This window comes from Bradyrhizobium semiaridum (assembly GCF_020329505.1).
GTDB lineage: Bacteria > Pseudomonadota > Alphaproteobacteria > Rhizobiales > Xanthobacteraceae > Bradyrhizobium > Bradyrhizobium semiaridum.
The window spans coordinates 62,057-86,492 of sequence record NZ_JAGKJJ010000019.1 but is presented as its reverse complement, the minus strand read 5'-3'; the positions used below and the strand labels follow the sequence as shown (position 1 = coordinate 86,492).

General features: G+C 66.4%; 31 protein-coding genes and 2 pseudogenes. 27 read left to right on the top strand and 6 right to left on the bottom strand.

Annotated elements, in window-relative coordinates; genetic code table 11:
- Positions 1 to 50 precede the first annotated feature (50 nt).
- From J6500_RS21155 to J6500_RS21145, 3 genes and pseudogenes are all read left to right on the top strand, one after another.
- Positions 51 to 730: pseudogene (locus J6500_RS21155) on the top strand (metallophosphoesterase).
- A gap of 153 nt (positions 731 to 883) precedes the next feature.
- Positions 884 to 1,333: a tol-pal system-associated acyl-CoA thioesterase gene (gene ybgC, locus J6500_RS21150; protein WP_211990195.1), complete on the top strand. Its 450-nt coding sequence runs from the start codon at positions 884 to 886 to the stop codon at positions 1,331 to 1,333.
- Positions 1,334 to 1,417: 84 nt separating this feature from the next.
- Positions 1,418 to 1,885: a nuclear transport factor 2 family protein gene (locus tag J6500_RS21145; RefSeq protein ID WP_225714620.1), complete on the top strand. Its 468-nt coding sequence runs from the start codon at positions 1,418 to 1,420 to the stop codon at positions 1,883 to 1,885.
- 161 nt (positions 1,886 to 2,046) lie between these two features.
- Here J6500_RS21145 and J6500_RS21140 read toward each other — a convergent pair.
- Positions 2,047 to 2,523, bottom strand: a pseudogene (locus J6500_RS21140) (glutathione binding-like protein); the annotation flags it as partial.
- A gap of 63 nt (positions 2,524 to 2,586) precedes the next feature.
- Here J6500_RS21140 and J6500_RS21135 point away from each other — a divergent pair.
- Positions 2,587 to 3,267 carry a TetR/AcrR family transcriptional regulator gene (locus J6500_RS21135; protein WP_225714619.1) on the top strand — a complete coding sequence of 227 codons (681 nt, stop codon included), beginning with the start codon at positions 2,587 to 2,589 and terminating at the stop codon, positions 3,265 to 3,267.
- Between the two features lie 15 nt (positions 3,268 to 3,282).
- Here the strand turns inward: J6500_RS21135 and J6500_RS21130 are convergent, their stop codons facing one another.
- On the bottom strand, positions 3,283 to 4,248 hold the full coding sequence (locus J6500_RS21130) for a 2-hydroxyacid dehydrogenase (RefSeq protein WP_225714618.1): 966 nt from the start codon (positions 4,246 to 4,248) through the stop codon (positions 3,283 to 3,285).
- An 85-nt stretch (positions 4,249 to 4,333) separates the two neighbouring features.
- Between J6500_RS21130 and J6500_RS21125 the strand changes: the two genes are divergently transcribed.
- The 6 genes from J6500_RS21125 to J6500_RS21100 all read left to right on the top strand — a co-directional run bounded on the left by J6500_RS21125 (position 4,334) and on the right by J6500_RS21100 (position 8,100).
- A complete protein-coding gene (locus J6500_RS21125; RefSeq protein ID WP_225714617.1) occupies positions 4,334 to 4,600 on the top strand; it encodes a hypothetical protein in 267 nt (88 codons plus the stop codon).
- Between the two features lie 22 nt (positions 4,601 to 4,622).
- Positions 4,623 to 4,991, top strand: a complete 369-nt coding sequence (locus J6500_RS21120; RefSeq protein WP_225714616.1) for a YciI family protein — start codon at positions 4,623 to 4,625, stop codon at positions 4,989 to 4,991.
- Positions 4,988 to 6,259: an RNA polymerase sigma factor gene (locus J6500_RS21115; protein WP_225714615.1), complete on the top strand. Its 1,272-nt coding sequence runs from the start codon at positions 4,988 to 4,990 to the stop codon at positions 6,257 to 6,259. Before J6500_RS21120 ends, J6500_RS21115 begins: the two co-directional genes overlap by 4 nt.
- A gap of 372 nt (positions 6,260 to 6,631) precedes the next feature.
- Positions 6,632 to 7,042: a DoxX family protein gene (locus J6500_RS21110; RefSeq protein ID WP_225714614.1), complete on the top strand. Its 411-nt coding sequence runs from the start codon at positions 6,632 to 6,634 to the stop codon at positions 7,040 to 7,042.
- A gap of 32 nt (positions 7,043 to 7,074) precedes the next feature.
- Positions 7,075 to 7,611, top strand: a complete 537-nt coding sequence (locus J6500_RS21105) for an SRPBCC family protein (protein WP_225714613.1) — start codon at positions 7,075 to 7,077, stop codon at positions 7,609 to 7,611.
- A 78-nt stretch (positions 7,612 to 7,689) separates the two neighbouring features.
- The gene (locus J6500_RS21100; protein ID WP_225714612.1) at positions 7,690 to 8,100 is read left to right on the top strand and encodes a VOC family protein; all 411 of its coding nucleotides are present in this window, start codon (positions 7,690 to 7,692) and stop codon (positions 8,098 to 8,100) included.
- A gap of 194 nt (positions 8,101 to 8,294) precedes the next feature.
- Here the strand turns inward: J6500_RS21100 and J6500_RS21095 are convergent, their stop codons facing one another.
- From J6500_RS21095 to cobT, 3 genes are all read right to left on the bottom strand, one after another.
- Positions 8,295 to 8,717 carry a hypothetical protein gene (locus tag J6500_RS21095; RefSeq protein WP_225714611.1) on the bottom strand — a complete coding sequence of 141 codons (423 nt, stop codon included), beginning with the start codon at positions 8,715 to 8,717 and terminating at the stop codon, positions 8,295 to 8,297.
- Between the two features lie 112 nt (positions 8,718 to 8,829).
- Positions 8,830 to 9,120 (bottom strand): hypothetical protein, encoded by a 291-nt coding sequence (locus J6500_RS21090; RefSeq protein ID WP_225714610.1) that lies wholly within the window; start codon positions 9,118 to 9,120, stop codon positions 8,830 to 8,832.
- Between the two features lie 170 nt (positions 9,121 to 9,290).
- On the bottom strand, positions 9,291 to 10,304 hold the full coding sequence (gene cobT, locus J6500_RS21085; RefSeq protein WP_225714609.1) for a nicotinate-nucleotide--dimethylbenzimidazole phosphoribosyltransferase: 1,014 nt from the start codon (positions 10,302 to 10,304) through the stop codon (positions 9,291 to 9,293).
- A gap of 159 nt (positions 10,305 to 10,463) precedes the next feature.
- Between cobT and cobS the strand changes: the two genes are divergently transcribed.
- Both cobS and J6500_RS21075 read left to right on the top strand, forming a co-directional pair.
- The gene (gene cobS / locus J6500_RS21080; RefSeq protein ID WP_225714608.1) at positions 10,464 to 11,216 is read left to right on the top strand and encodes an adenosylcobinamide-GDP ribazoletransferase; all 753 of its coding nucleotides are present in this window, start codon (positions 10,464 to 10,466) and stop codon (positions 11,214 to 11,216) included.
- Positions 11,217 to 11,221: 5 nt separating this feature from the next.
- Complete coding sequence (locus J6500_RS21075; protein ID WP_225714607.1) at positions 11,222 to 11,791, top strand: histidine phosphatase family protein; 570 nt, start codon at positions 11,222 to 11,224, stop codon at positions 11,789 to 11,791.
- Between the two features lie 151 nt (positions 11,792 to 11,942).
- Here J6500_RS21075 and J6500_RS21070 read toward each other — a convergent pair whose 3' ends face one another.
- Positions 11,943 to 12,731 carry an SDR family NAD(P)-dependent oxidoreductase gene (locus J6500_RS21070; RefSeq protein WP_225714606.1) on the bottom strand — a complete coding sequence of 263 codons (789 nt, stop codon included), beginning with the start codon at positions 12,729 to 12,731 and terminating at the stop codon, positions 11,943 to 11,945.
- Between the two features lie 378 nt (positions 12,732 to 13,109).
- Here J6500_RS21070 and J6500_RS21065 point away from each other — a divergent pair, with 378 nt between their 5' ends.
- From J6500_RS21065 to J6500_RS20995, 15 genes are all read left to right on the top strand, one after another.
- Complete coding sequence (locus J6500_RS21065) at positions 13,110 to 13,763, top strand: glutathione S-transferase family protein (protein ID WP_225714605.1); 654 nt, start codon at positions 13,110 to 13,112, stop codon at positions 13,761 to 13,763.
- 222 nt (positions 13,764 to 13,985) lie between these two features.
- A complete protein-coding gene (locus J6500_RS21060; RefSeq protein ID WP_225714604.1) occupies positions 13,986 to 14,402 on the top strand; it encodes a YciI family protein in 417 nt (138 codons plus the stop codon).
- Positions 14,403 to 14,521: 119 nt separating this feature from the next.
- Complete coding sequence (locus tag J6500_RS21055) at positions 14,522 to 14,947, top strand: YciI family protein (protein WP_225714603.1); 426 nt, start codon at positions 14,522 to 14,524, stop codon at positions 14,945 to 14,947.
- A 39-nt stretch (positions 14,948 to 14,986) separates the two neighbouring features.
- Positions 14,987 to 15,355, top strand: a complete 369-nt coding sequence (locus J6500_RS21050; protein ID WP_225714602.1) for a YciI family protein — start codon at positions 14,987 to 14,989, stop codon at positions 15,353 to 15,355.
- A 288-nt stretch (positions 15,356 to 15,643) separates the two neighbouring features.
- Complete coding sequence (locus J6500_RS21045) at positions 15,644 to 16,363, top strand: TetR/AcrR family transcriptional regulator (RefSeq protein WP_225714601.1); 720 nt, start codon at positions 15,644 to 15,646, stop codon at positions 16,361 to 16,363.
- A 120-nt stretch (positions 16,364 to 16,483) separates the two neighbouring features.
- Positions 16,484 to 16,978, top strand: a complete 495-nt coding sequence (locus J6500_RS21040; RefSeq protein WP_225714600.1) for a DUF2852 domain-containing protein — start codon at positions 16,484 to 16,486, stop codon at positions 16,976 to 16,978.
- A 426-nt stretch (positions 16,979 to 17,404) separates the two neighbouring features.
- A complete protein-coding gene (locus J6500_RS21035) occupies positions 17,405 to 18,166 on the top strand; it encodes a serine acetyltransferase domain-containing protein (protein ID WP_225714599.1) in 762 nt (253 codons plus the stop codon).
- Between the two features lie 192 nt (positions 18,167 to 18,358).
- Positions 18,359 to 18,550 (top strand): hypothetical protein, encoded by a 192-nt coding sequence (locus J6500_RS21030; protein ID WP_225714598.1) that lies wholly within the window; start codon positions 18,359 to 18,361, stop codon positions 18,548 to 18,550.
- A gap of 3 nt (positions 18,551 to 18,553) precedes the next feature.
- Positions 18,554 to 19,309 carry a metal ABC transporter ATP-binding protein gene (locus J6500_RS21025; RefSeq protein WP_225714597.1) on the top strand — a complete coding sequence of 252 codons (756 nt, stop codon included), beginning with the start codon at positions 18,554 to 18,556 and terminating at the stop codon, positions 19,307 to 19,309.
- A gap of 5 nt (positions 19,310 to 19,314) precedes the next feature.
- A complete protein-coding gene (locus tag J6500_RS21020) occupies positions 19,315 to 20,184 on the top strand; it encodes a metal ABC transporter permease (RefSeq protein ID WP_225714596.1) in 870 nt (289 codons plus the stop codon).
- A 4-nt stretch (positions 20,185 to 20,188) separates the two neighbouring features.
- Positions 20,189 to 21,061 carry a metal ABC transporter substrate-binding protein gene (locus J6500_RS21015; protein ID WP_225714716.1) on the top strand — a complete coding sequence of 291 codons (873 nt, stop codon included), beginning with the start codon at positions 20,189 to 20,191 and terminating at the stop codon, positions 21,059 to 21,061.
- A gap of 57 nt (positions 21,062 to 21,118) precedes the next feature.
- A complete protein-coding gene (locus J6500_RS21010) occupies positions 21,119 to 22,174 on the top strand; it encodes a CobW family GTP-binding protein (RefSeq protein ID WP_225714595.1) in 1,056 nt (351 codons plus the stop codon).
- On the top strand, positions 22,174 to 23,190 hold the full coding sequence (locus tag J6500_RS21005; RefSeq protein WP_225714715.1) for a WD40 repeat domain-containing protein: 1,017 nt from the start codon (positions 22,174 to 22,176) through the stop codon (positions 23,188 to 23,190). Before J6500_RS21010 ends, J6500_RS21005 begins: the two co-directional genes overlap by 1 nt.
- 88 nt (positions 23,191 to 23,278) lie before the next feature.
- On the top strand, positions 23,279 to 23,995 hold the full coding sequence (locus tag J6500_RS21000; RefSeq protein ID WP_225714594.1) for an MgtC/SapB family protein: 717 nt from the start codon (positions 23,279 to 23,281) through the stop codon (positions 23,993 to 23,995).
- 118 nt (positions 23,996 to 24,113) lie between these two features.
- A complete protein-coding gene (locus J6500_RS20995) occupies positions 24,114 to 24,422 on the top strand; it encodes a hypothetical protein (RefSeq protein WP_312018231.1) in 309 nt (102 codons plus the stop codon).
- Positions 24,423 to 24,436 lie beyond the last annotated feature (14 nt).

Here is a 24,436-nt window from a genome sequence, read left to right as displayed (position 1 = left end):
CCGGAGAAGATGAAGCACATCGCGCTTCGGGCATCACCGATCACACGTCCATGATTTCACGTCGCCAGTTTTTCCGCACCGTCGGCGGGTTGACCGCCGCCACCGCCTCGACCGCGGCCTATGGCGTCAGCGAGCCGGTCGTCCGCCTCGCGCTGACGCGCTACGACCTGTCGCCGCGGCAATGGCCGGCGGGCTTTCCGCTCAGGATCGCCGCGCTCGCCGACATCCATGCCTGCGATCCCTGGATGTCGCTCCGGCGCATTGAGACCATCGTCGAGCGTACCAACGCGCTCGATGCCGACATCATCGTCCTGCTCGGCGACTATGTCGCGGGGCTGCGCCACGTCACGCGGTTCATTCCGGCCTCGCGCGGCGCTATCGCCCGGTCGCACGTATCGGCGTCGACGATCTGGAGGCCACGCTCGGCAGGGTCACCGACGACGCGCCGGTGATCCTGCTCGCGCATGAGCCCGACGTCGCGCGCCGCGTGCCCGCGCGCGTCGCGCTGCAGCTGTCCGGCCACACCCATGGCGGCCAGGTCCGGCTGGCTGGCTGGTCCCCGGCGGTGCCCGTCAAGCAGGGCATGCGCCTCGCCTATGGTCACTTCAAGCTGAAATGCGACGTCGTCGTCTCCGGCGGCCTCGGCTGCAGCATCATGCCGTTTCGCCTCGGCGTGCCGCCAGAGATCGTGCAGGTGACGTTGGGCGGCAAGGCGCCGGTGGTGTCCTGACCGCGCTTGCGCCGAGCGGCGAATTTGCGCAATAGAGCATGATCCGGAAAAGTGTGAAGTGGTTTTCCGAAAGGATCCTGCTCAAAAAAGAACCAAGGCGCGATGATCTCATCGCGCTTTGGTAGCGCAAGTTCAGCGTGATCGGGGCGCAACATGACTTCACCCATTCTCGACGGCGAAATCCGCGACGGCCGCCACCATATGCAGGTCCGCGTCTATTACGAGGACACGGATTTCTCCGGCATCGTCTATCACGCCAATTACCTGCGCTTCATGGAGCGCGGGCGCACCAATCATCTGCGCCTGATGGGCGCCGAGCAGCAGGCATTGTTCGAGGAGGCGCAGGAGGAGACCGGTGGCTTTGCCTTCGTGGTGCGCTCGATGACGCTCGACTTTCTCAAGCCGGCGCGGATGGACGATCTGCTCGATATCGTGACCTGGCCGGTCGCGGTGAAGGGCGCCTCGATCACGCTGGCGCAGGAGGTGCGGCGCCGCGATGACGTGCTGGTCAAGGCCGAGGTCCGCGTCGCCTTCATCAGCGGCGGCCGCGCGCAGCCGATCCCGAAGGCGATCCGCGCGCTGATGAAGGCCGATCTGGTCTAGCTATCGGCCGATAGGCGCGAGCCCATCGACTCTTTCTGCCACGACGATAGATTGCGTGAGCGCAACAACCGCGAGGGATCGCCAATGTCACGTCCGCCGCTGCCGCCATTCACCCGCGAAACCGCCGCGCAGAAGGCGCGCATGGCGGAGGATGCCTGGAATTCGCGGGATCCTGCGCGGGTCGCGCTCGCCTATACCGAGGACAGCCGTTGGCGCAACCGCTCCGAGGTCTTTGCCGGCCGCGCAGCCATCGAGGCCTTTCTCACCCGCAAATGGGAGAAGGAGCGCGAGTATCGCCTGATCAAGGATCTCTGGGCGTTCGACGGCAACCGCATCGCGGTGCGCTTCCAGTACGAATGGCACGATGCCGACGGCAACTGGTTCCGCTCCTACGGCAATGAGCAGTGGGAGTTCGACGAGCATGGCCTGATGCGCCGCCGCGAAGCCTCGATCAACGACATCGCGATCGCGGAAAAAGACCGCCGCTTCCACTGGCCCGCCCCGGGCCCGCGTCCGGCCGACGTGCCCGGACTGGGCACGGAGCCGTTCTGATCCGCTGCGCACTCCACCTCGCCCCGATTGTGGGGAGAGGTCGGATCGCATCGTCCGATGCGATCCTGGTGAGGGGGACTCCGCGATTCCATTTCTCACCGGTCTCGCGGGAACTCCCACCTCATCCCGACCTTCTCCCGGCAGGCGGGGAGAAGGAGAGTTCACGCCGCCGCTTTGTGCCGCGCGATTTCGGCCTTGTAGAGCTCGAACTCCTCCGCGATCGCCTTCGCGACCGACGGCCGGCTGCGCAGCCGCTCGTAATAGGCTTTCAGCGCCGGCCATTTGGCCAATTCGATTGGTGGGGTCGCCATGGTCCAGTTGATGACGGTGACGAGGTAGGCGTCGGCGACGCTGAAATGATCGAGCAGGTAATCGCGGTCCTTCAGATGGTCCTCGAGATAGTCGAGCCGCGAGACGTATTTCTCCAGCGCATAGCTCTTCGCCTCCGGCGGCGCCTTCTTGTCGAGCAGCGGCAGGAACAGGCCCTTGTGCAGCTCGGTGCCGATGAAGCACAGCCATTGATGCAGCCGCGAGCGCTCGACGTTCGAGCTGGTGCCGATGCCGGCGCGCGGAAACTGGTCTGCGACGTATTGCAGGATCGCGGCGTTCTCGGTCAGCACCACGCCCTCGTCGGTGCGCCGGCCGATTGATTTTTGTACTGTCTTGCATAATATGGGGTCCGTCAAGGGATTTCATGCGAAATGGTACAAAAAAATAGCAAGCCGCCATCTGCTGCCAAACCGCTCGCTGCGAAAGCGCCCGCCGCCCCGAAGCGGCGCGGGCGGCCGCGTGCCTATGAGCCTGATGTGGCCCTCGGCAAGGCGCTCGATCTCTTCAGGCGCGACGGCTTTGCCGCGACCTCGCTCGATGATCTCAGCGCGGCAACCGGCATGAACCGGCCGAGCCTCTATGGCGCGTTCGGCGACAAGCGCGCGCTCTACATCAAGAGCTACCAGCGCTATCGCGACGAGGCGCGCGCCGCGATGGTCGATATCTTCGGCGCCGAGGCGCCGCTGCGACAGCGGCTCGAGCGCATCTACAAGATCGCGCTCGACATTTATCTGTCGGGCGACAGCGGCCCGCGCGGTTGCTTCACGGTGATGACCGCGGCATCGGAGGCGGTGTCGGATCCGGACATCCGCGCCATGGTGCTGGAGGGCCTCGTCGGCCTCGACAAGGCGTTCGCGTTCTGCTTCCGCGTTGCCAAGGAACGCGGCGAGCTGCCTGGCGATGCCGACGCCACCGCGCTGGCACATCTCGCCTCCGCCACCATCCACACCATCGCGATCCGCGCCCGCGCCCGCGTGCCGCGCAAGGACCTCGAGGCGATCGTGAAGGGCGCCATGGACGTGATGTGCGCAGCGGCGGCGCCGCCGAAATAGAACCGAGCCCGCACGTCAATACCCTCGCGTACGGTCCACCACATTCTCCAGCGCGCCGCCCGACTCGAAGCGGGTGATCTGCGCCGCAACGTATTTCGAGATCTCGTCGGCGTCGGTGTCGGCGGCGTTGTGCGGCGTCAGCACCACTTTCGGATGGCTCCAGAACGGGCTGTCCTGCGGCAGCGGCTCGGTCTCGAAGACGTCGAGCGAGGCGGCGCCCAGCGTGCCGTCGTCGAGCGCCCGCAGGATGTCGGGCTCGTTCTGCAGGGCGCCGCGGCCGGCATTGACGATCACGGGCGCGCCGAGCGGGCTGTCACGGTTCAGCTTCGCGAACACATCGCGGTTGAGGACATGCTGCGTATCCGGCGTCAGCGGCAGCAGGCAGACCAGGATGTTGCTCTGCCGCAGGAACGCATCCAGCCCGTCGGCGCCGTGGAAGCAGGCGATGCCGTCGATCTGTTTGGCGCTGCGGCTCCAGCCGACCACGCGAAAGCCGAGCGCGCGGAGCGCACGCGCCGAGGCGGCGCCGAGCGTACCGAGCCCCATGATGCCGACGGTGAGGGCGCTCGCCGCCCATTGGTATTTCGGCTCCCAGCGCTTCGCCCGCTGCGACTCGCGCAGGTAAAGCTCCTGCCTGTGATGCATCAGCACGTGCAGCACGACATATTCGGTCATCCGGTCGGTGAGGTCGCCGACCGAGACCCGCACCAGCGGCACGTCGGGCAGCGAGCGGTCGGCCATCAGCGCGTCGACGCCGGCGCCGAGATTGAAGATGACACGCAGGTTCCTGAATGCAGCGAGTTCGCCGGGCCTTGGTTTCCACACCGCGGCATAGTGCACATCGGCCGGATCGAGCGCGCCGTCCGGCAGCAGCACCACGCGGCGGCCAGGGCATTCGGCATCGAACCGCGCTTTCCAGCGCGACGGCAACCAGTTCTGCATGGCGCTGTTCACCAGAATCGCGAGCGTGCCGTTACCCATCTAAATACCTCCAAAACCTACGTGATGTTAGTCACAGAACTCGCCGACCTCTCTAATCTCCTGCCATCAACCGGAGAGAACTTCCATGCGCAAACTGCTCGCGCCGGGAGAAGCGAGGCCGCAACGGATTGCCTGGCCGTCGAACAGAAGCGACGCCTGGTACCCGGAGAACGACGAGGACCAAGGCACGCCGCATTGCCGCGCTACGGCATCTATCGTTGAGCACGTGATCGTCGCGGCGTTGACACGATGTATCATCGCCGCGACTGCAACGCCTGCGCCATCCGGAACCTTCTTTCCGCAAAATTTCTTTCGGCCCCTGTCGGCAGCGGGCATAATCGTTCGTTCTTGAATTGAACGGAGACGCCTTTTCGATGCTGTACGCCATCCTCTGCTATCACGACGAAGATCTCGTCGGTTCCTGGAGCAAGGAACAGGACGCTGCCGTCATGCAGAAACTCGCCGTGGTGCAGGAAAACCTCGCCAAGCAGGGCCGGCTCGGCCCGGTGGCGCGGCTGCTGCCGACCACGGCGGCCACGACGTTGCGCAAGGACGACCCGCCGATCGTGCTGGACGGGCCGTTTGCCGAAACCAAGGAACAGCTGCTCGGCTTCTACGTCGTCGACTGCAAGAACCTCGACGAAGCGCTCGACGTCGCCCGCGATCTCGGCAAGGCCAATCCCGGCGGCACCTACGAGATCCGGCCGGTCGGCGTGTTCAGGCCGGGGAGCGTCGAGTCGTGACCGATACCGCCTGGATCGATGCGGCACTGACGTCTGCGCGTCCCCAGGCGGTCGGCGCATTGCTGCGCTACTTCCGCAACCTCGACACCGCTGAGGAGGCATTCCAGAACGCCTGCCTGCGGGCGCTGAAGAGCTGGCCGCAGAACGGCCCGCCGCGCGATCCCGCGGCGTGGCTGATCATGGTCGGCCGCAACGTCGCGATCGACGAGGTCCGCCGCAACAAGCGGCAGCAGCCGTTGCCCGAGGACGACCAGGCGATCTCCGACCTAGACGATGCCGAGGAGGAGATCGCCGAGCGGCTCGACGGCTCGCACTACCGCGACGACATCCTGCGGCTGCTGTTCATCTGCTGCCACAAGGATCTACCGGCGACGCAGCAGATCGCGCTGGCGCTGCGCATCGTCTCCGGCCTTTCGGTGAAGCAGATCGCGCGCGCCTTCCTTGTATCGGAAGCCGCGATGGAGCAGCGCATCACGCGTGCCAAGGCGCGCGTCGCCGACGCCAGGGTGCCGTTCGAGACGCCGGGCGCGGTCGAGCGCAGCGAGCGGCTCGCCTCGGTCGCCGCGATGATCTATCTGATCTTCAACGAGGGCTATTCGGCGAGCGGCGATACCGCCGAGATCCGCTCGCCGCTGTGCGAGGAGGCGATCCGGCTCGCGCGCCTGCTGCTGCGGCTGTTCCAGAGCGAGCCGGAGATCATGGGCCTCACCGCGCTGCTGCTGTTGCAGCACGCCCGCGCCGCGGCGCGCTTCGATGCCGACGGTCAGGTGATCCTGCTGGAGGATCAGGACCGCGGCCTGTGGAATCAGAAGCTGATCGCCGAGGGGCTGGCGCTGATCGACAAGGCGATGCGCCACCGCAGGAGCGGGCCCTATCAGGTGCAGGCCGCGATCGCGGCGCTGCACGCCCGCGCAGAAAAGCCCGAGGACACCGACTGGGCGCAGATCGACCTGCTCTACGGCGCGCTCGAGGTGATGCAGCCGTCGCCGGTGGTGACGCTGAACCGCGCGGTCGCGGTCTCCAAGGTGAGGGGCGCGGAAGCCGCACTTGAGATGATCGAGCCCTTGGCGCCGCGGCTCGCCAATTACTTTCATTACTTCGGGGTGCGCGGCGCCTTCCTGATGCAGCTCGGGCGCAATGAGGAAGCCCGCGTCGCCTTCGACCGTGCCATCGCGCTCGCCAACACGACAGCCGAAGCCGCCCACATCCGCATGCATATCGACCGCCTGATGCGCGACAGCCAGCCGCGCAGCGCCAAGGCGAAGTAGTCGCGCGGCGGTGCGCGCATTGGTCGAAGCCAGATCGATAGACTTCCCCGCGCGGCACCCCTCTCCCCAACCCTCCCCCGCAAGGGGGGAGGGAGCCCTGCCGCCGGTGGCCGCATTACATCCGCACAATCGCGATCTGCCGAAGCCCCGTGAGGTGAGCACGCTGGTCAGGCTCCCTCCCCCCTTGCGGGGGAGGGTTGGGGAGAGGGGTGCCGCGCGCGAGAACATCGACGCATGCATCACTCCTGCAATTCGATCGCGCCGTCGCGGCTCCCTGCGTCGCTCTCGCAAAAATCTTCACCACCGATGTCGGCCCCGCCCGCGCCCATTCGTCTTGATGACAGAGCGTCACCAAGCCTTACGGAGCCAGTCATGGCGATCCTCGTCGACACCGAAGTCTCGAAGCCCGCCCGCATCACCGGCCGCGTGATGAGCGGCGTCGTCGTTCTCTTCCTGCTGTTCGACGGCGCTATCAAGCTGCTGCCGCTGCCTGTTGTCACCGAGACCATGGACAAGATGGGCTGGGGCGCGAGCGATACGCTGGCGCGCAGCCTCGGCATCATCACCATCGTCTGCACGCTGCTGTATTCGGTGCCGCCGACCTCGATCCTCGGTGCGATCCTGCTCACCGGCTATCTCGGCGGCGCCATCGCATCGCATGTGCGGATCGACAGCCCGCTGTTCACGCACACGCTGTTCGGGCTCTATCTCGGCCTGCTGCTGTGGGGCGGGCTTTACCTGCGCGACGGCACGCTGCGCACGCTGCTTCCGTTCCGCCGCTGAGCTGTTGCTGCACCCGTTTACGGAGATCCGTCATGCTTGAGACCATTGCCATCATCGCCGTGATCCTCGCGATCGCGATTGCCGTCATCCTTGTCCTCGCGGCGACCAAGCCGGACACGCTGCGGGTCGTGCGCACGATCAGCATCAAGGCGCCGGCCGAGCGGATTTTTCCGCTGATCAACGATTTCCACCAGTGGGTCGCCTGGTCACCCTACGAGAGCCGGGATCCTGCGATGAAGCGCAGCTATGACGGCGCCGAGCGCGGCCAGGGTGCGGTCTATGCCTGGGACGGCAGCAAGAATGTCGGCGCCGGCCGGATGGAGATCCTCGAAGCGCAGGCGCCGTCGAAGATCGTGATCAAGCTCGACTTCTTCAAGCCGTTCGAGGGCCACAACACCGCCGAGTTCACAATGCTGCCGCAGGGGGATGCGACCACCGTCACATGGACCATGTATGGTCCGGCCGTCTTCATGTCGAAAGTGATGCAGGTGTTCATGAACCTGGATCACATGATCGGCAGGGATTTCGAGGCCGGTCTCGCCAATCTGAAGAAGCTGACTGAGAAATAGAGCGTTTTCGAGCGAGGTGGATACCGGTTCGCGTCAGGAAAACGCGTCAAACAGGAATCGATCACCAAGGAGCATGCAATGCAGGTCAATCCCTATCTCTCCTTCGACGGCAATTGCGACGCCGCGCTGAAGTTCTACCAGAAGGTCCTGGGCGCGCAGATCGAACTGACCTTCCCCTACGGGGAGGGCAATCCGGAGATGCAGACCCCGCCCGGATGGAAGGACAAGATCATGCACGCCCGGATCACGATCGACGGCGAGATCATCATGGCCTCCGATGCGCCTCCCGGCCATTTCCAGAAGCCGCAAGGTTTTCACGTCGCGCTGCAGGTCGAGGATCCCGCCGACGCCGAGCGCCGCTTCAAGGCGCTGTCGGAAGGCGGCACCGTCACCATGCCGTTCGGCAAGACCTTTTTCTCGAAGGGCTTCGGCATGTGCGTCGATCAGTTCGGTATCCCCTGGATGGTGAACTGCCCGCAGGAGATGTGAGGGGCGGATCGGCTTGTCACCGGCACCCCGAGAGGATGCGAAGCTTTATTCTCACCCACCGCAGTCATCGCCCGGCCTGTGCGCAATTGCGCACATGGACCGGGCGATCCAGTATTCCAGAGACAGCCGTTGTTGAGCCGACAGGCCGCGGCGTACTGGATCGCCCGCAAGCCGGGCGATAGCAGCAGCGGGCTTCACCGGCAGCGCGGATAGATCGCCGCGAGGTCGCGGCCGCGCAGCAGCAATAGCCGCGAGCTCAATCCGCCGCGGCGGACGATCCAGCCGCGCACCGGTCCGGGATAGGCCGCCAGCACCGCCTCGGTGGCTTCCGGCTCGGCGTAGGTGCGGCCACGCTGGTCGATCGAGCGCGCGGCGTGGAAGCCGAGCACTGCGCGCCGCGTCACGCAGATGCGGTCGTCGGGCACCATCGAGAGCACCAGCGTGCAGGCCGAAAAACACGGGCCGTCGATCACCACGCGCTCGCCGGAGGCGCGCACCTTCTCGAACAATTCGAGGAATGGGCCGACCTGTCCGCCGGGGCTGGCGAGGATGCGCACCTCGGCGGCGGCGGACGAGACCGTCGCGAAGAACGCGGCTGCAGCGAGAAGCATCTTCATCAGCGCAATCCGATGGCGTGGACGCGATCGGGATCGCACCGCGTCTGTTGCGGACAATAGATGCACGCGGATCGGGGCATCATCAAGACCGGCGGCCGCCCCGAGCGGAGAATCAGGCGGTCCGGTTCTTCAGCGCGCCGACGATCGCGGTGAGCACCGCACCGGCCACGCCGCCCCCCGCGATCTGCCCGACGATGCTGCCGATATCCGGCGTTGCGGTGGAATTGGCGAGCAGCGGAATCAGCATGCCGAGAAGCTGTCCCCCGGCGCCGCCGCCGATCGCGCCCGCGATGGTGTTGCCGAGCGTGCCGAGATCGATGTTCTTGGCCGCCCCCGCGGCGACATTGCCGCAGATGGCTCCGCTGATGACTTGAATGAGCAGATTGATGAGAACTCCCGACATGACGTCATTCTCCCCGATAGCTGGTTTCAGCACGGCTGTTGCGCCTTGGCACCGCAGCGGGGCAAAGGTTATGCGGTTCGGGCACTGAAATCATGCTGCACACGCGAAGATTGCGGGCGGCCGGGCCGCTATGCACCGGCTTTTCAGCCGGTTGCCGGGCTGTCCGAGGCTCAGCCTGCGCCGGAGACGCCGGCCTCGGCAAAGGTCGCCATGCCGCCGTGGCAGGCCAGCGCCGCGCGCAGCAGGAGGATCGCGACCCCGGCGCCGGAGGCTTCGCCGAGCCGCATCTCGAGATCGAGCAGCGGGGCGAGGGCGAGCTCGCGCAGCAATTCGCGGTGGCCGAGCTCGGCCGAGACATGACCGGCGCGGCAATGCGCGAGGATATCGGGCGCAAGCTTGGCCAGCGGCAGCACTGCCGCGGTCGCCACGAAGCCGTCGAGCAGCACCGGGATGCAGCGCGCGCGTGCTGCGAGCACGGCGCCGGCGATCGCCGCAAGCTCGCGCCCGCCGAGCGCTGCGGCCGTGGCCAGCGGATCATCGAGCACCCCGCGATGCAGCTTCAGCGCCATATCGATCGCGGTGCGCTTGCGCAAAAGCCCGGCATCGTCGATGCCGGTGCCGCGGCCGGCCCAGCGCGCGCCGCGCCCGCCCATCAGCGCCGCGCATAGCGTCGCGGCCACCGTGGTGTTGGCGATGCCCATCTCGCCGACGACGAGCAGGTCGCACTGCTCGGGCACCGTGCGCCAGCCGGTGTCGAGTGCGACGAGGAAATCCGCCGTGTCCATAGCCGGCGCCATCGTGAAGTCGCGGGTCGGCCGCGCCAGCTCGAGCGGCTCGACGCGCAGCTCGGCACCGGCGAGTTTTGCGATCTGGTTGATCGCCGCGCCGCCGGCGGCGAAATTCGCCACCATCTGCGCAGTGACCTCGGACGGATAGGCAGAGACGCCGCGTTCCGCGATGCCGTGGTTGCCGGCGAACACCGCGATGGTGACCTTGTCGAGCTGCGGCAGCTCGCGACCCTGCCAGCGCGCCAGCCAGATCGCGATCTCCTCCAGTCGGCCGAGACTGCCCGGCGGCTTTGTCAAATTCTGCTGCCGCAGCCTGGCCGCCTCCGCCATGGCGGCGTCACCCCCGGGGAGGTCGCGACAAAAGCCGCGGACGTCGTCTAGAGTACTGAACTGCATGCGATTCCCTCGTCGAGCGCGGCGCAAGCTAAAGCATGATCCGGAAAAGTGTGAAGCGGTTTTCCGAAAGATCATGCTCAACAAGAGCATGATCCGGAAAGGCGTGGAGCGGTTTCCGACCGGATCATGCTCAAACGAGAAGCTATTGAAGGCTGCGATATGCGTGAATGGCTCGACGATCTCAGGACCGCCACCGCCTTCCTGACCCGCCTGCCGATGTCGCATCCGGACGGCGCGCGGCCGGAGAATTTTGCGAGGGCGCAGCGGCTGTTCCCCGTGATCGGCGGCCTGATCGGCACGGCGATCGGGCTGTTCTGCCTGTTGCTGCGCGCGGTCGGCGTGCCGGATCTTGCCGCGGCTGCGCTTGCGCTCGGCGGCGGTACGCTGCTCACCGGCGCATTGCATGAGGACGGGCTCGCCGACGTCGCCGATGGTTTTGGTGGCGGGCGCGACGTCGCGGCCAAGCTCGAGATCATGCGCGACAGCCGGCTCGGCACCTATGGCGCGCTGGCGCTGCTCGTGGGCTTTGCCGCAAAGCTTTCGGCGCTGGCGGCGATTCCGGATGGTGTCGTGATGCAGAGCCTGATCGCCGCGCATGCGCTCGGCCGCGGCGTGCTGCCGTGGCTGTCGATCAGCCTGCCCAATGCGCGCGCCGACGGGCTCGCGGCCAACGCCGGCCGGCCCGACGGCACCATCGCAGCGGTCGCGGCCGGCGCGGCGCTGCTGATTGCCGTGCTGGTGCTGCCGTTCGCCGGCGCATTGCTGGCGGCGATTGCGGCCGGCGCGGCGGCATTGCTCATGGGACTCCTGGCAAAGCGGCAGATCGGCGGCCTGACCGGCGACGTGCTCGGCGCTGCCGAGCAGGTCGCGGAGGTCGCGATCCTCGTACTGCTCGCGGCGCGGCTGGGATAGGCACGATGAATGGTGAAACGCGTCTCTGGCTGATCCGCCACGCGCCGGTGGACGGGCCGCCCGGCGTGATCCATGCGGCCGATGCGCCGGCCGATCTTGGCCATGCCGCGGCGTTCGAGACGCTCCGCGCGCGGCTGCCGACCGCAGCATTTGCGGTGTGCAGCCCGGCACGGCGCACGCGCGAAACCGCCGCACGCCTCGGCCTTCATGCTGCGCAGGACGACGCCTTCCGCGAACAGGATTTCGGCGACTGGACCGGCCGCCGCCACAGCGAGATCGAGGCCGAGCTTGGCGCGGAGGCCTATCGCGCATTCTGGCAGTTGCCTGCAACCAACCGCCCGCCCGGCGGCGAGAGCTTTGCTGATCAGATCGTGCGTGCAAGGGCAGGGCTGGCGCGCCTCCGCGCAGGCGATGCCGTGCTGGTCGTGCATTCCGGCACCATCCGCGCGGTGCTTGCGATCGCGCTCGAACTGGCCCCGGAGCTCGCGCTGCGCTTCGTCATCGACCCGCTGTCGCTGACGCGGATCGACCGGCTGCAGGATGCCTGGCGCGTGGTCGCGGTGAATCAGCGCTGACCGGTTCTGCTACCGGTTTAGTTTGCTCAACTTGCTCGGTGTCATCGCCCGGTCCATGTGCGCAATTGCGCACAGGCCGGGCGATGACAGCGGTGGGACAAACCTTCACGCCCTCTCAGGATGACGGGAGGGTAAGGAATGCGTGGCGAAGCTATCCATTCTGCCGCTGGCCGCGCAGGGTCGGCAGGCCGATGCCGGCGGCATCGAAGCCGCCGTCGACGGCGAGGATCTGGCCGGTGATGTAGCTGGCGCGCTCCGAGCACAGGAAGAAGATGGCGTCCGCCAGCTCTTCCTCCAGACCGTAACGATTGAGCGGAATCGCGTCGTGATAGTCGGCGCGGATCTCCGCCGTGTGCACCGCCTTGGCCATCGCGGTCTCGACCGGTCCGGGCGCCACGGCATTGACGCGGATGCCGAGCGAGGCGAGCTCGACCGCGAGCTGCTTGGTCAGATGCGCCAGCCCCGCCTTGCTGGTGCCGTAGGCCGAGCGCAGCGTCGAGGCGCGCACTGCCGAGATCGAGCTGATGTTGACGATCGCGCCGCCGCCATGCTCGCGCATGACCGGCGCCGCGGCTTTGGTGCACAGGAACGGGCCGGTCAGGTTGACCGCCATGATCCGGCTCCAGTCTTCGTCGGAGGTCTCCAGCACCGGCGCGAACACTGCGACACCGGCATTGTTGACCAGCGCATCGAGCCGGCCGAAGCGGCCCGCGACCGCGGCGATCGCCGCCGCGACGGCGCTGGCATCGGAGACGTCGCAGGTCAGCGCCAGCGTGTCGTCGGGCCTGTCAAGCGCCGCCACCGCGCGCGCCTGCAACTCACCCTCGATGTCGAGCAGCGCGACGCGCCAGCCCTCGGCGAGAAAGCGCTTTGCCGTCGCCAGCCCGATGCCGCGCGCGGCGCCCGTGACGAGTGCGACTTTCAGTGCGGGAGAATTCATCTGCAGGTCCATCGGTTCGGCGGGGAGAAGCCGACCGTCTGCGATCTTTGACCTGCGATGTCAACCGAGCGACGCGAAATCGCGCACCCCCGTCTTTCTGAGAGAGTGTGAATGTATGTATCGTCGCCTTGGCGAAAACGCTGGAGCCACTATCCCCATTCTCGATCAGACTCGGGGGTTATGGCTCCTCGCCTTCGCCAGGATGACGGCGCGGGAGGCCGCTCGCCACGTCGCAGTGCGTTTTGCGCGCCGGGTGATGCGCGCCGCGCATCCGTGGTAGGACTTTCGGCTGAACTGGACAAAATTGTTTTCGCGCGCGATGTCGGCGCGCGCGCATCCGGTTCGTCCTATGCGCATTCGACCATCCATGGAGTTCCGATGTCGCTCACCTTGCATTACCACCCGCTGTCCTCGTTCTGCTGGAAGGCGCTGATCGCGCTGTACGAGAACGGCGCGCCGTTCACGCCGAACCTGGTCAATCTCGGCGATCCCGCCGAACGCGCCGCGCTGCTCGCGCTGTGGTCGATCGGCAAGTTTCCTGTGCTGCGCGACGAGGCGCGCGGCGAGACCGTGCCGGAGTCCAGCATCGTCATCGAGTATCTCGACCGGCACTATCCGTCGTCCACGCGGCTGATCCCGGAGGATGCCGACCTCGCGCTGAAGACCCGGCTGCGCGACCGCGTGCTCGATCTCTACGTCCATCTACCGATGCAGAAGATCGTCGGCGACCGGCTCCGCCCGGCCGACAGGAAGGACCCGCACGGCGTGGCGGAGGCGCGGGCGCAGCTGCGTACCTCCTATGCGCTGCTCGAGCGCGAGATCGCGGCGACCGGGTGGATGATGGGCGAGCGCTTCACGCTGGCCGACTGCGCGGCGGCGCCGGCGCTGTTCTACGGCAACCTGAACGAGCCGTTCGGCGACGGCCATCCGCGCCTCGCCGCCTATCTGGAACGGCTCAAGGCGCGGCCGTCCTTTGCGCGCGTGCTGAAGCAGGCGGAGCCCTATTTCGGCATGCTGCCGAAGGACGGTTAGGCCAGTTCCTGCAGACAGGCGGCCGGGCAAATATTTTTGCCCGGCGTGTCGCATTCGCCGGTTCCCGTTCGTCTTCCAAGCGCCGGTTGAGGCCGAGGCGCGGCATCGCGCCGCGTCAATGACCCGCGGAATAATTTTCGAAGAGGTGTCGGCGCGGCAAGCTGCGCACCGTCTTTCAGGCGAGCATCGGCCGGGACCGGCCACAAGATAGCGGAGCAGACGATGAAGTTCATGGTGATCGTGAAGGCGAGCAAGGACACCGAGGCCGGCGTGATGCCGAGCACGGAGCTGCTCGCCGCAATGGGCAAGTTCAACGAGGAGATGGTCAAGGCCGGCGTGATGCAGGCCGGCGAGGGTCTGCACCCCACCAGCAAGGGCGCGCGCGTGAAATATGCCGGCGGGCAGAGCACGGTGACGCGCGGGCCGTTCAACCTCTCGAGCGATCTCGTCTGCGGCTTCTGGCTGATCGAGACCAAGTCGCTCGACGAGGCCATCGACTGGATGAAGCGCGCGCCGTTCGATGCCGGCTCCGAGATCGAGATCCGCCAGGTGTTCGCGGCCGAGGATTTCGGCGAGGCGCTCACCCCGGAACTGCGCGAGCAGGAAGAGCGCCTGCGCGCGCAGGCCGGCAAAGCGTGACGATGCTGTCGTCAGTCCGGGGCGGCGTGCAGGGCCGGGCCCGGAACCTGGAAGTCGTTTTGCGAGATTTCGGGATCGTGCTTCGCACGTCCCGGAACGAACCAGAGGAAATCCATTCCATGCGTTTCATGATGCTGATGATCCCGCTCGGCTATGAGACTGCCCGGGCGGAGCTCGACCTCGATCCCGAACGCGTCGCTGCGATGATGAAGTACAATCAGGCGCTGAAGGACGCCGGCGTGCTGATCACGCTGGAGGGCCTGCATCCGCCGGCAACCGGCGCGCGGGTCTCGTTCGCCACCGGCGCGCCCGTCGTCACCGACGGTCCGTTCACCGAATCCAAGGAGGTGATCGGCGGCTTCTGGATGATCGAGGTCGCCTCGCGCGCGGAGGCGATCGCATGGGCGAAGCAGTGCCCGGCCACCGCCAACGAGATCATCGAGATCCGCCAGGTCCAGGAGATGGGCGACTTCTCCGAGGAGGTGCAGCAGGCTGCTGCCACCTTCGAGCATCCGCAGGGCGGCTGGGGCAAGGCGCTGCGCTGATCCACTATTGTCGAACCGACCAACCACAGAGGAGCACACATGAGCACCAGCAAGACCTACGTCGCGGTCTATCTCGGCAGCGGCAACACCGGCAGCGGCATGGCGGCCTGGAACGCGATGCCCGAGGCCGAACGGCGCGCCAAGGAGCAGCAGGGCTTGGCGGCCTGGGGCGCCTGGGTCGAGAAGCACAAGGATGTGCTGGTCGAGATGGGCGGCCCGCTCGGCAAGACCAAGCGGGTCGGTCCGAACGGCATTGCCGACATCTCCAACCAGATCACCGGCTACACTGTGGTGCGCGCCGAGTCGCACGAGGCGGCGGCAAAGCTGTTCGAGAACCACCCGCACTTCACGATCTTCCCCGGCGATGCCGTCGAGATCATGCCGGTGCTGCCGATCCCGGGACAGTGAGACGGGAAAGCTCAACCTCCCCTTGAAAAGGGGAGGTTGCTTTGCTCGTGAGAGCAAAGCGGGTGGGATCTGCTCTCTCCACATGCAGCGGCGTCTGCGGCTCCGTGGCCCGGGTGCAGCGAAGCGCAATCTGGGGAAGCCTCACCGCGGATCATCTGCCCCGGATTGCGCTGCGCTCCATCCGGGCTACGCGAGCCACCTCGCGGGGGCAGCCATCCGTTAATCTTGATCGGCGCCGCATCCCGCCGGTAGTGACCTTTACCGCCGCCTCATGTAAAAGCCGTTCACATGAGCTGGCGGAAGGACCAAGGCCGCAGTGAGCGCGGCTATCATCACGGCAATCTCAAAGAGGCGTTGCTGCAGGCGGCGCTCGACTTGATCTCGAAGAAGGGACCCGCCGGCTTCACGTTCGCCGATGCCGCGCGCATGGCCGGCGTCAGCCCGGCGGCGCCGTACCGGCATTTCCGCGACCGCGACGAACTGATCGCCAGCATCGCGCAGCGCGGCTTCGAGCAGTTCGAAGCGGCGTTGACCCAGGCCTGGGACGACGGCCGTCCCGACACCGTCACGGCGTTCGAGCGGGTCGGCCGGGCGTATCTCGCCTTCGCGCGCGAGGAGCCCGCCTTTTATTCGGCGATGTTCGAATCCGGCCTGCCGCCCGACGCAAATCCGGCGCTGATGGCCGCAGGCGAGCGCGCCTTCGCAATCATCCGCGCCGCCGCCGAGCGGCTTGCGGCGCTGGCGCCGCCCGGCATGCCGCGTCCGCCGGCGATGATGATGGCGCTGCACATCTGGTCGATGTCGCATGGCGTGGCCTCGCTGTTCGGCCGCGGCGATGCCGCGCGCAGAAAGCTGCCGATGTCGCCGGAAGAGCTGCTCGAGGCCGAGGTGCTGATCTATCTGCGCGGCCTCGGCTTCCCGACCGAGCGCCGGCCTGGCGCCACGCCGCCGCCGCTGGACGATAGGCCGCCAGGCGACAAGGCCGGCCCTTGGGGCAAGGCGAAATAAAATTCCAAAAATAATTGGCGGGGTGCGTCATCCGCTCCGCTTGACTTTCCCAAGGGATCGGCTACCTATGTAAATGTTATTTACATTCACAACGGCGTGATGCCGTGATGGAGAAGGGAAATGGCCTACACCGCTGATGTCAATCGCTGGCGCGGCCCCGTTGAAGAACAGTACCCGCCGCACATGCATATGCACTGGGCGCCGTGGCACCCCCTCAAGATCGCGCTGATCATCCTCGGCTTCATGATCTGGTGGCCGATCGGTCTCGCTATTCTCCTTTTCACCTACGGGAGCAGAAAGATGGGTTGTTGGAGTCACAACGACATGGATCGCTGGCAGAACAAGATGGAGCGGATGCAGTTCAAGATGGATCGCATGCGCGACCGCATGGAGCGCCGCGGCTTCGGCTTTGGCTTCGGCCCGCCCTCGAGCGGCAACCGCGCCTTCGACGAATACCGCACCGAGACGCTGCGCCGTCTCGAGGAGGAGCAGAAGGAGTTCAAGGATTTCCTGAATCGCCTGCGCCACGCCAAGGACAAGGAAGAGTTCGACGCCTTCATGGCCCAGCAGAAGTCGCGTCCGACCCCGCCGAACGACCAGCCGCCGCAGGGCTGATCGCAAGCCCCAGCTAAGCCTTCAGGCGATGTGCCCCCATAGCACCTGATGGCCACGAGCCGCCCGTTTGCGATGAGCAAGCGGGCGGTTTGCGTTTGGGGGCTCGCATCGCTTACGCGTTGAAGCAGTAAGGTGAGCACATTGCCCAGGCTCCCTCTCCCCTTGCGGGAGAGGGTAGGGGAGAGGGGTGGCGCCGGGGCGAGATGCGCGAGATTGAACGGAGCTGCATCAAGCAGCATCTCGTTCATCGACGCGCATGCACTTCGCTCCCCATCAAGAGCGGAACAAGCGGTACCCCTCTCCCCACCCTCTCCCGCAAGGGGGGAGGGAGCCTGACCAGCATGCTCACCTCACGTGCTGACTGGGTGTCGCCTGCGGTTTCGCGCGGCCGTGCTCATCTCTGACTCCCGGCATTGGGAGCGCATGATGGCTGCGGCTGAATTCCTGTCGATCGACGACCTCTGGCAGCAGATCCGCCGGGAAGCCGTGGCTGCCGCTGCGGCCGATCCGTTCCTCCGTGCGCAAGCCACCGCCATCCTCGAACATCCTGATCTCGGCCGCGCGCTCGCCTCGCTGATCGGCCGGCGCATCGGTCGTGCGGAGGCCGATCGCGCACAGTTCATGCGCACTGCCGGCGAGGCGTTCGCCGCCGAGCCGGCGCTGGTCGATGCCGCAAGCCATGATCTGCAGGCGATCGTTCGCCGCGATCCCGCGATGACGGGCCTCTTGCCGCCGTTGCTGAACTTCAAAGGATACGTCGCGCTGCAGGCCTGGCGGGTGTCGAACTGGCTGTGGCGCGGCGGCCGCGCCGATCTCGCGCTGATGATGCAGAGCGCAGCGTCGGATCAGTTGCAGGTCAGCATCCACCCATCGGCCGCGATCGGAACGCAGGTGTTTCTGGATCACGGCACCGGGCTGATCATCGGCGCGCTGGTCGTGATCGGCGACGAGGCGACGATCCTGCAGAACGTCACGATCACGCGCGATCAGGCCGATCCGCGCCATGCGCCGCAGATCGGCCGCGGCGTCTTTGTCAGCGCCGGAGCGACCATCATCGGCGATATCAGCATCGGCGATTTCGCCAAGATCGGTGCCGATGCGCTGGTGACGGCGGACGTGCCGGCCGGCTGCACCGCAGTCGGCGTCCCGGCGCGGCTGACGAATTGCGCGCAAGCCGCGACGGCGTGAGGCGGGCCGGGCGAGACCGGACCCCGCACCGGTCGACGCAAGCCGTCTCCCGCGTCATTCCGGGGCGCGCCTGTTGGCGCGCGAGCCACGGAACGACAGGGATGACAGGGCTACCCCTCGCAACCCTGATCGGCAGAGCCGCGAGGCCTGCCGCGATGGACTTACGTTATGTTATAATATAACACTACTCCCATGGCCCAGACGCACTCCCACGCCCACGATCATTCCCATGCCCACCACCATGGCCATAGCCACGGCCCGCACGCGCATCCGGCCCAGGTCGCGCCTTGGTCGATCCTGCGCATGACCGTGCCGGCGCGGCTGGCGGCGGCCTTGGCGGTCAGCGCCTGCCTATGGGGCATCGTCTGGCTGGCGATGAGGTGAGCGATGGCTGCGCTCGTTACCTTCCGCGATGTCACGCTCGGCTATGACCGCCATCCGGCGGTGCATCACCTCAACGGCGCGGTGGAGAGCGGCGCGCTGCTCGCCGTGATCGGCCCCAACGGCGCCGGCAAGTCGACGCTGCTGCGCGGCATCGCCGGCGTGCTCAAGCCGCTGTCCGGCGTGATCGATCTCGACGGACTTGACGTCAGAGACATCGCCTACCTGCCGCAGTCGGCCGATATCGATCGCAGCTTCCCAATCTCGGTGTTCGATTTTGTCGGCACCGGGCTGTGGCGCGCCACCGGCTTCTTCGGCGGCATCAGCAAGGCTGCGCGGGAGAATATCCTAGCTTCGATCGCCGCGGTCGGCCTCAACGGCTTCGAGAACCGGCCGATCGGCACGCTGTCCGGCGGCCAGATGCAGCGCATGCTGTTCGCGCGCGTGCTGCTCCAGGACGCCCGCCTGATCGTGCTCGACGAACCCTTCAACGCCATCGATGCCAAGACCACCGCCGACCTGCTGGCGCTGGTGAAGCGCTGGAACGCCGAGGGCCGCACCGTGCTGGCGGCGCTGCACGACCTCGAAATGGTGCGCAACAATTTTCCGGAGACGCTGCTGTTGGCGCGCGGCCCGGTGGAATGGGGGCCGACCGCGCAGGCGCTGACGCCCGACAACCTGATGGTCGCGATGCGGATGTGCGAGGCTTTTGACGATTCCGCCGCCGCCTGCGGCGTCGACCCGCGTTCGAGGGCCGCCTGACGCCGATGCTATCAGACGCGCTGATCACGCCCTTCACCGAGTTCGAGTTCATGCGCCGCGCGCTCGCTGCGGTGATCGCGCTATCGCTCGGCGGCGCGCCGATCGGCGTGTTCCTGATGCTGCGCCGGATGAGCCTGGTCGGTGATGCCATGGCGCACGCCATCCTGCCCGGCGCCGCGATCGGCTTCCTGATCTCCGGCCTCAATCTGTTCGCGATGACGACGGGCGGGCTGATCGCCGGCTTCACCGTCGCGCTGCTTGCCGGCCTCGTCGCGCGCACCACCGAGCTCAAGGAGGACGCCTCGCTCGCGACCTTCTACCTCGTCTCGCTCGCGCTCGGCGTCACCATCGTCTCGATCAAGGGCACCAATATCGACCTGTTGCACGTGCTGTTCGGCAACATCCTCGCGATGGATGACCAGACCCTGCTGGTGATCGCCTTCAATGCCACGGTCACACTGCTGCTGCTGGCGGTGATCTATCGCCCGCTGGTGATCGAATGCGTCGATCCGGTGTTCCTGCGCACGGTGAGCCGGGCCGGCGCGCCGGCGCACCTCACGTTCCTGGCGCTGGTGGTGGTCAACCTCGTCAACGGTTTCCATGCACTGGGTACGCTGCTCGGCGTCGGGCTGATGATCCTGCCCGCCGGCATCGCCCGGTTCTGGTCGCGCGACATCACCACCATGATCTGCGTCGCGGTGGCGAGCGCGATGCTGTCGGGCTATGCCGGGCTGGTGCTGTCGTTCCAAACCCGCATCCCGTCCGGCCCCGCGATCATCCTGGTCGCGGCCGGGCTCTACGTGGTGTCGCTCCTGTTCGGCAATGTCAGCGGGCTGGTGCGGCAGCTATTCCCCGGCCGGCATCTCGAGGCGTGATGTGATGAAGTGGCTGCTGGGGCTGATCTGTCTGTCGCTCGCGATGGCGGGCGGCACCGCGCGCGCCGCCGAACGCGTCAATGTCGTGGCCAGCTTCTCGATCCTTGCCGATATGGTTCGCAATGTCGGCGGTAACAGCGTCGATGTGGTTGCGCTGGTCGGCCCCGACGGCGATGCGCATGTCTATGCGCCGACGCCGGCGGACGTCAGGAAGGTCGCGGCCGCGCGTCTCCTGCTGGTCAATGGTTTCGGCTTCGAGGGCTGGATGCCCCGGCTGTTGCAGGCTTCCGGCAGCAAGGCGCCGATCGCGGTGGCGACCAAGGGGATCACACCGCTGAAACTCGGCGGCGAGGCCGATCCGCATGCCTGGCAGTCGGTCGCCAATGCGAAAATCTATGTCGGCAACATCCGCGACGGCCTGATCGCTGTCGCCCCCGATCAGGCCGACGCCTTCAAGGCCGGCGCCGAAGCCTATCTGGCCAAGCTCGACGCCCTCGATCGCGAGGTGCGGGACGCGGTGGCGAAACTACCGGAAGATCGCCGCAAGGTGATCTCGACCCATGGCGCCTTTGGCTATTTCGCGGCCGCCTACGGCATCCAGTTCATTGCGCCGATCGGCGTCTCTACCGATTCCGAGCCCAGCGCACGGGATATCGCTGATATCATCTCGCAGATCAAAGCTGCGAAAATTCCGGCAGTTTTTCTCGAAAATATCAGTGATCCGCGCCTGATTGAGCGGATCGCGGCCGAGACCGGCGCAAAGGTCGGCGGCACCCTGTATTCGGACAGTTTGACGGGCGAAAAGGGCGACGCCCCCACTTACATTGATATGGTCAGGCACAATATAAAGGCCCTGACCGGTGCGCTCGCCGAGTAGGGCAGGGGCCCTCCCTGCCTGGTTGAGTGCCTCCCAAAAAGTTCGTTTGGAGTTGTTATGGTGGAAACCTCGCAAAAAATCCCTGTGACCGTGCTGACGGGCTATCTCGGCGCCGGCAAGACCACGCTGTTGAACCGCATCCTGTCGGAGAACCACGGCAAGAAGTATGCCGTCATCGTCAACGAATTCGGCGAGATCGGCATCGACAACGACCTCATCATCGGCGCCGATGAGGAAGTGTTCGAGATGAACAATGGCTGCATCTGCTGCACCGTGCGCGGCGACCTCGTCCGCATCATGGACGGGTTGATGAAGCGCAAGGGCAAGTTCGACGCCATCATCGTCGAGACCACCGGCCTTGCCGATCCGGCCCCGGTGGCGCAGACCTTCTTCGTCGACGAGGACGTGCAGAAGAACGCCCGGCTCGACGCCGTCGTGACTGTCGCCGACGCCAAGTGGCTGAGCGACCGCCTCAAGGACGCGCCGGAGGCCAAGAACCAGATCGCGTTCGCCGACGTCATCGTGCTGAACAAGACCGATCTGGTCTCCAAGCCCGAACTCGCGGAGGTCGAGGCCCGCATTCGCGGCATCAATCCGTACGCGAAACTGCATCGCACCGAGCGCTGCCAGGTCGGGCTGACCGACGTGCTGGAGCGCGGCGCATTCGACCTCGACCGCATCCTGGAGATCGAGCCCGATTTCCTCGAGGCCGGCGACGATCATGACCATGACCACGATCATCACCATCATGACCATGACCATGACCACCATCATCACGATCACGGCCATGGCGGGCTGAAGCATTATCACGACGAGGACATGCAGTCGCTGTCGCTGCGCTCGGACAAGCCGCTCGATCCGACCAAGTTCATGCCGTGGCTGCAGCAGCTGGTCGCCACCGAGGGCCAGAAGATCCTGCGCTCGAAGGGCATCCTCGCCTTCACCGGCGACGACGACCGCTACGTGTTCCAGGGCGTCCACATGATGCTGGAGGGCGACCACCAGCGCAAATGGAAGGACGGCGAGAAGCGCGAGAGCCGGGTCGTGTTCATCGGTCGCGAGCTGCCTGAACAGGCGATCCGCGACGGCTTCGAGAAGTGCATCGCGACGTGATTGATAACTTCGACGCCCCCGACGGGCCTTCCATCGTTTCGATCACCGATCGCGTCAAGCTGACGCCGCTGGGCGCGGCGGTCGGCTCGGTGCATTTCCTCGGCGACCGCGCCTTCTTCGTCGGCGCCGAGGAGAGTGTCGCGATCGTCACCAAGGACGGCGAGATCAACCGCGTGCCGACCCATTTCGGCGCCATCCTGTGCGCGGCGTCCGACGGCAAGCGGCTCGTCACCGGCGGCGACGACGGCAAGCTGATCGCGATCGACGACAAGGGCGAGACCTCGGTCGTCGCCACCGACGCCAAGCGGCGCTGGATCGACAATGTCGCGCTGCATGGCGACGGCACGCTGGCGTGGTCAGCGGGAAAGACCGCCTTCGTGCGTGGTCCAAAGGGCGAGGAGAAGACGTTCGAGGTGCCCTCGACCGTCGGCGGTCTCGCCTTCGCGCCGAAGGGCCTGCGGCTTGCGATCGCGCATTACAATGGCGTGACGCTGTGGTTTCCCAACATGGCCGCCAATCCGGAATTTCTGGAATGGGCCGGCTCGCACCTCGCCGTCACCTTCAGTCCGGACAACAAGTTTCTGGTTACCGCGATGCACGAGCCGGCGATGCATGGCTGGCGGCTCGCCGATTCCAGGCATATGCGGATGAGCGGCTATCCCGGCCGCGTCCGCTCGATGTCGTGGAGCGCCGGTGGCAAGGGCCTCGCCACCTCGGGCGCCGACAGCGTGATCGTCTGGCCGTTCACCTCCAAGGACGGCCCGATGGGCAAGGAGCCGGCGATGCTGGCGCCGATGCCGGCGCGGGTCTCGATGGTGGCCTGCCATCCGAAGAACGACATCATGGCCGTCGGCTACAGCGACGGCACGGTGCTGATGGTCCGTCTCGAGGACGGCGCCGAGATCCTGGTGCGGCGGACCGGCGGCTCGCCGGTGTCGGGGCTGGCGTGGAATGCCAAGGGCACGCTGCTCGCCTTCGGCGCAGAAGATGGTGACGCGGGCATCCTGGAAATGTAAGAGATCGCTGCGTTATCCAAAGCGTTTTCGAGCGAAGTGGGACCGGTTCGCGTAGAGAAAACGCGCCAAAGAAGAATTCTGCAGCGTCATGCGCTTTCTCACCACATTCCAGATCGCCGACTTCATCGACACGCTGGTCAGCCTGTTTTCGGCCTTCGTGCTGGGCACGCTGATCGGGGCCGAGCGGCAGTACCGGCAGCGCACCGCGGGGCTGCGCACCAACGTGCTGGTCGCGGTCGGCGCCGCAGCATTCGTCGATCTGGCAATGCATCTTGAAGGTGCCGCGGGCGCGGTGCGCGTGATCGCCTATGTGGTGTCGGGCATCGGCTTCCTCGGCGCCGGCGTCATCATGAAGCAGGGCATGGACGTCCGCGGATTGAACACCGCGGCGACGTTGTGGGCCTCGGCTGCGGTCGGCTCCTGTGCCGGTGCCGACATGGTGGCGCAGGCGGCGGCGCTGACCGTGTTCGTGATCGCCGGCAACACGCTGTTGCGCCCGCTGGTCAACGCCATCAACCGCATCCCGCTGAACGAGAAGGCCTCGGAGGCGACCTATTACGTCAAGCTCGCGGTCACCACCGAGGCGCTTGCCACCATGCGCGACCGCCTGGTGGAGAAGCTCGAGGCCGCCAATTACCCGGTGGCCGATGTCGATGTGGTCGAGATCGGCGACGACCATCTGGAAATCGTGGCGAAGCTGGTCGCGACTGCGGTCGATCCCAGCGAACTGAACGCCGTCGTGGCCGAGTTCGAGCCGCTGACCGGCGTGCGCCATGCCACTTGGGAGAGCAACACCGCGGATTGAGTTCCCGGGCGGCAATGCCTCGGAACCATGCCGTTGCCGGATCGTTGACCTCGCGAACAAGTCGCGAGGCATACGAGACATGGCAGCGGACCACACGAAGCGAATGCGGGGCGATCTGGTGATTGCCGCCGTCCTGCTGGTGGCGGGCGTCGCGCTGATCGGCCTCTCGCTGCGCGAGATCGGCTCGCAGTCGCAGGAGCAACCCACCTCGCGGGAGCAGATGGCGCAGGCGACGCACCCGACCCAACCCTCGCCCGAGCCGCAGAAGACCGCGCCGCCGGCCGAGTCGAAGCCCGGCGGCGACCGTCCGACCACGCCGGCGCCCGAGCCGGCGCGGCCCGATGCCGACGCGCAGAAGTCCGGTGCCCAGCCGGTGCTGCCGCCGGCCCCGGCCGAGAAGACTGCGCCGCCGATCAAGCAGAAGTAGACGCATTGTGACGC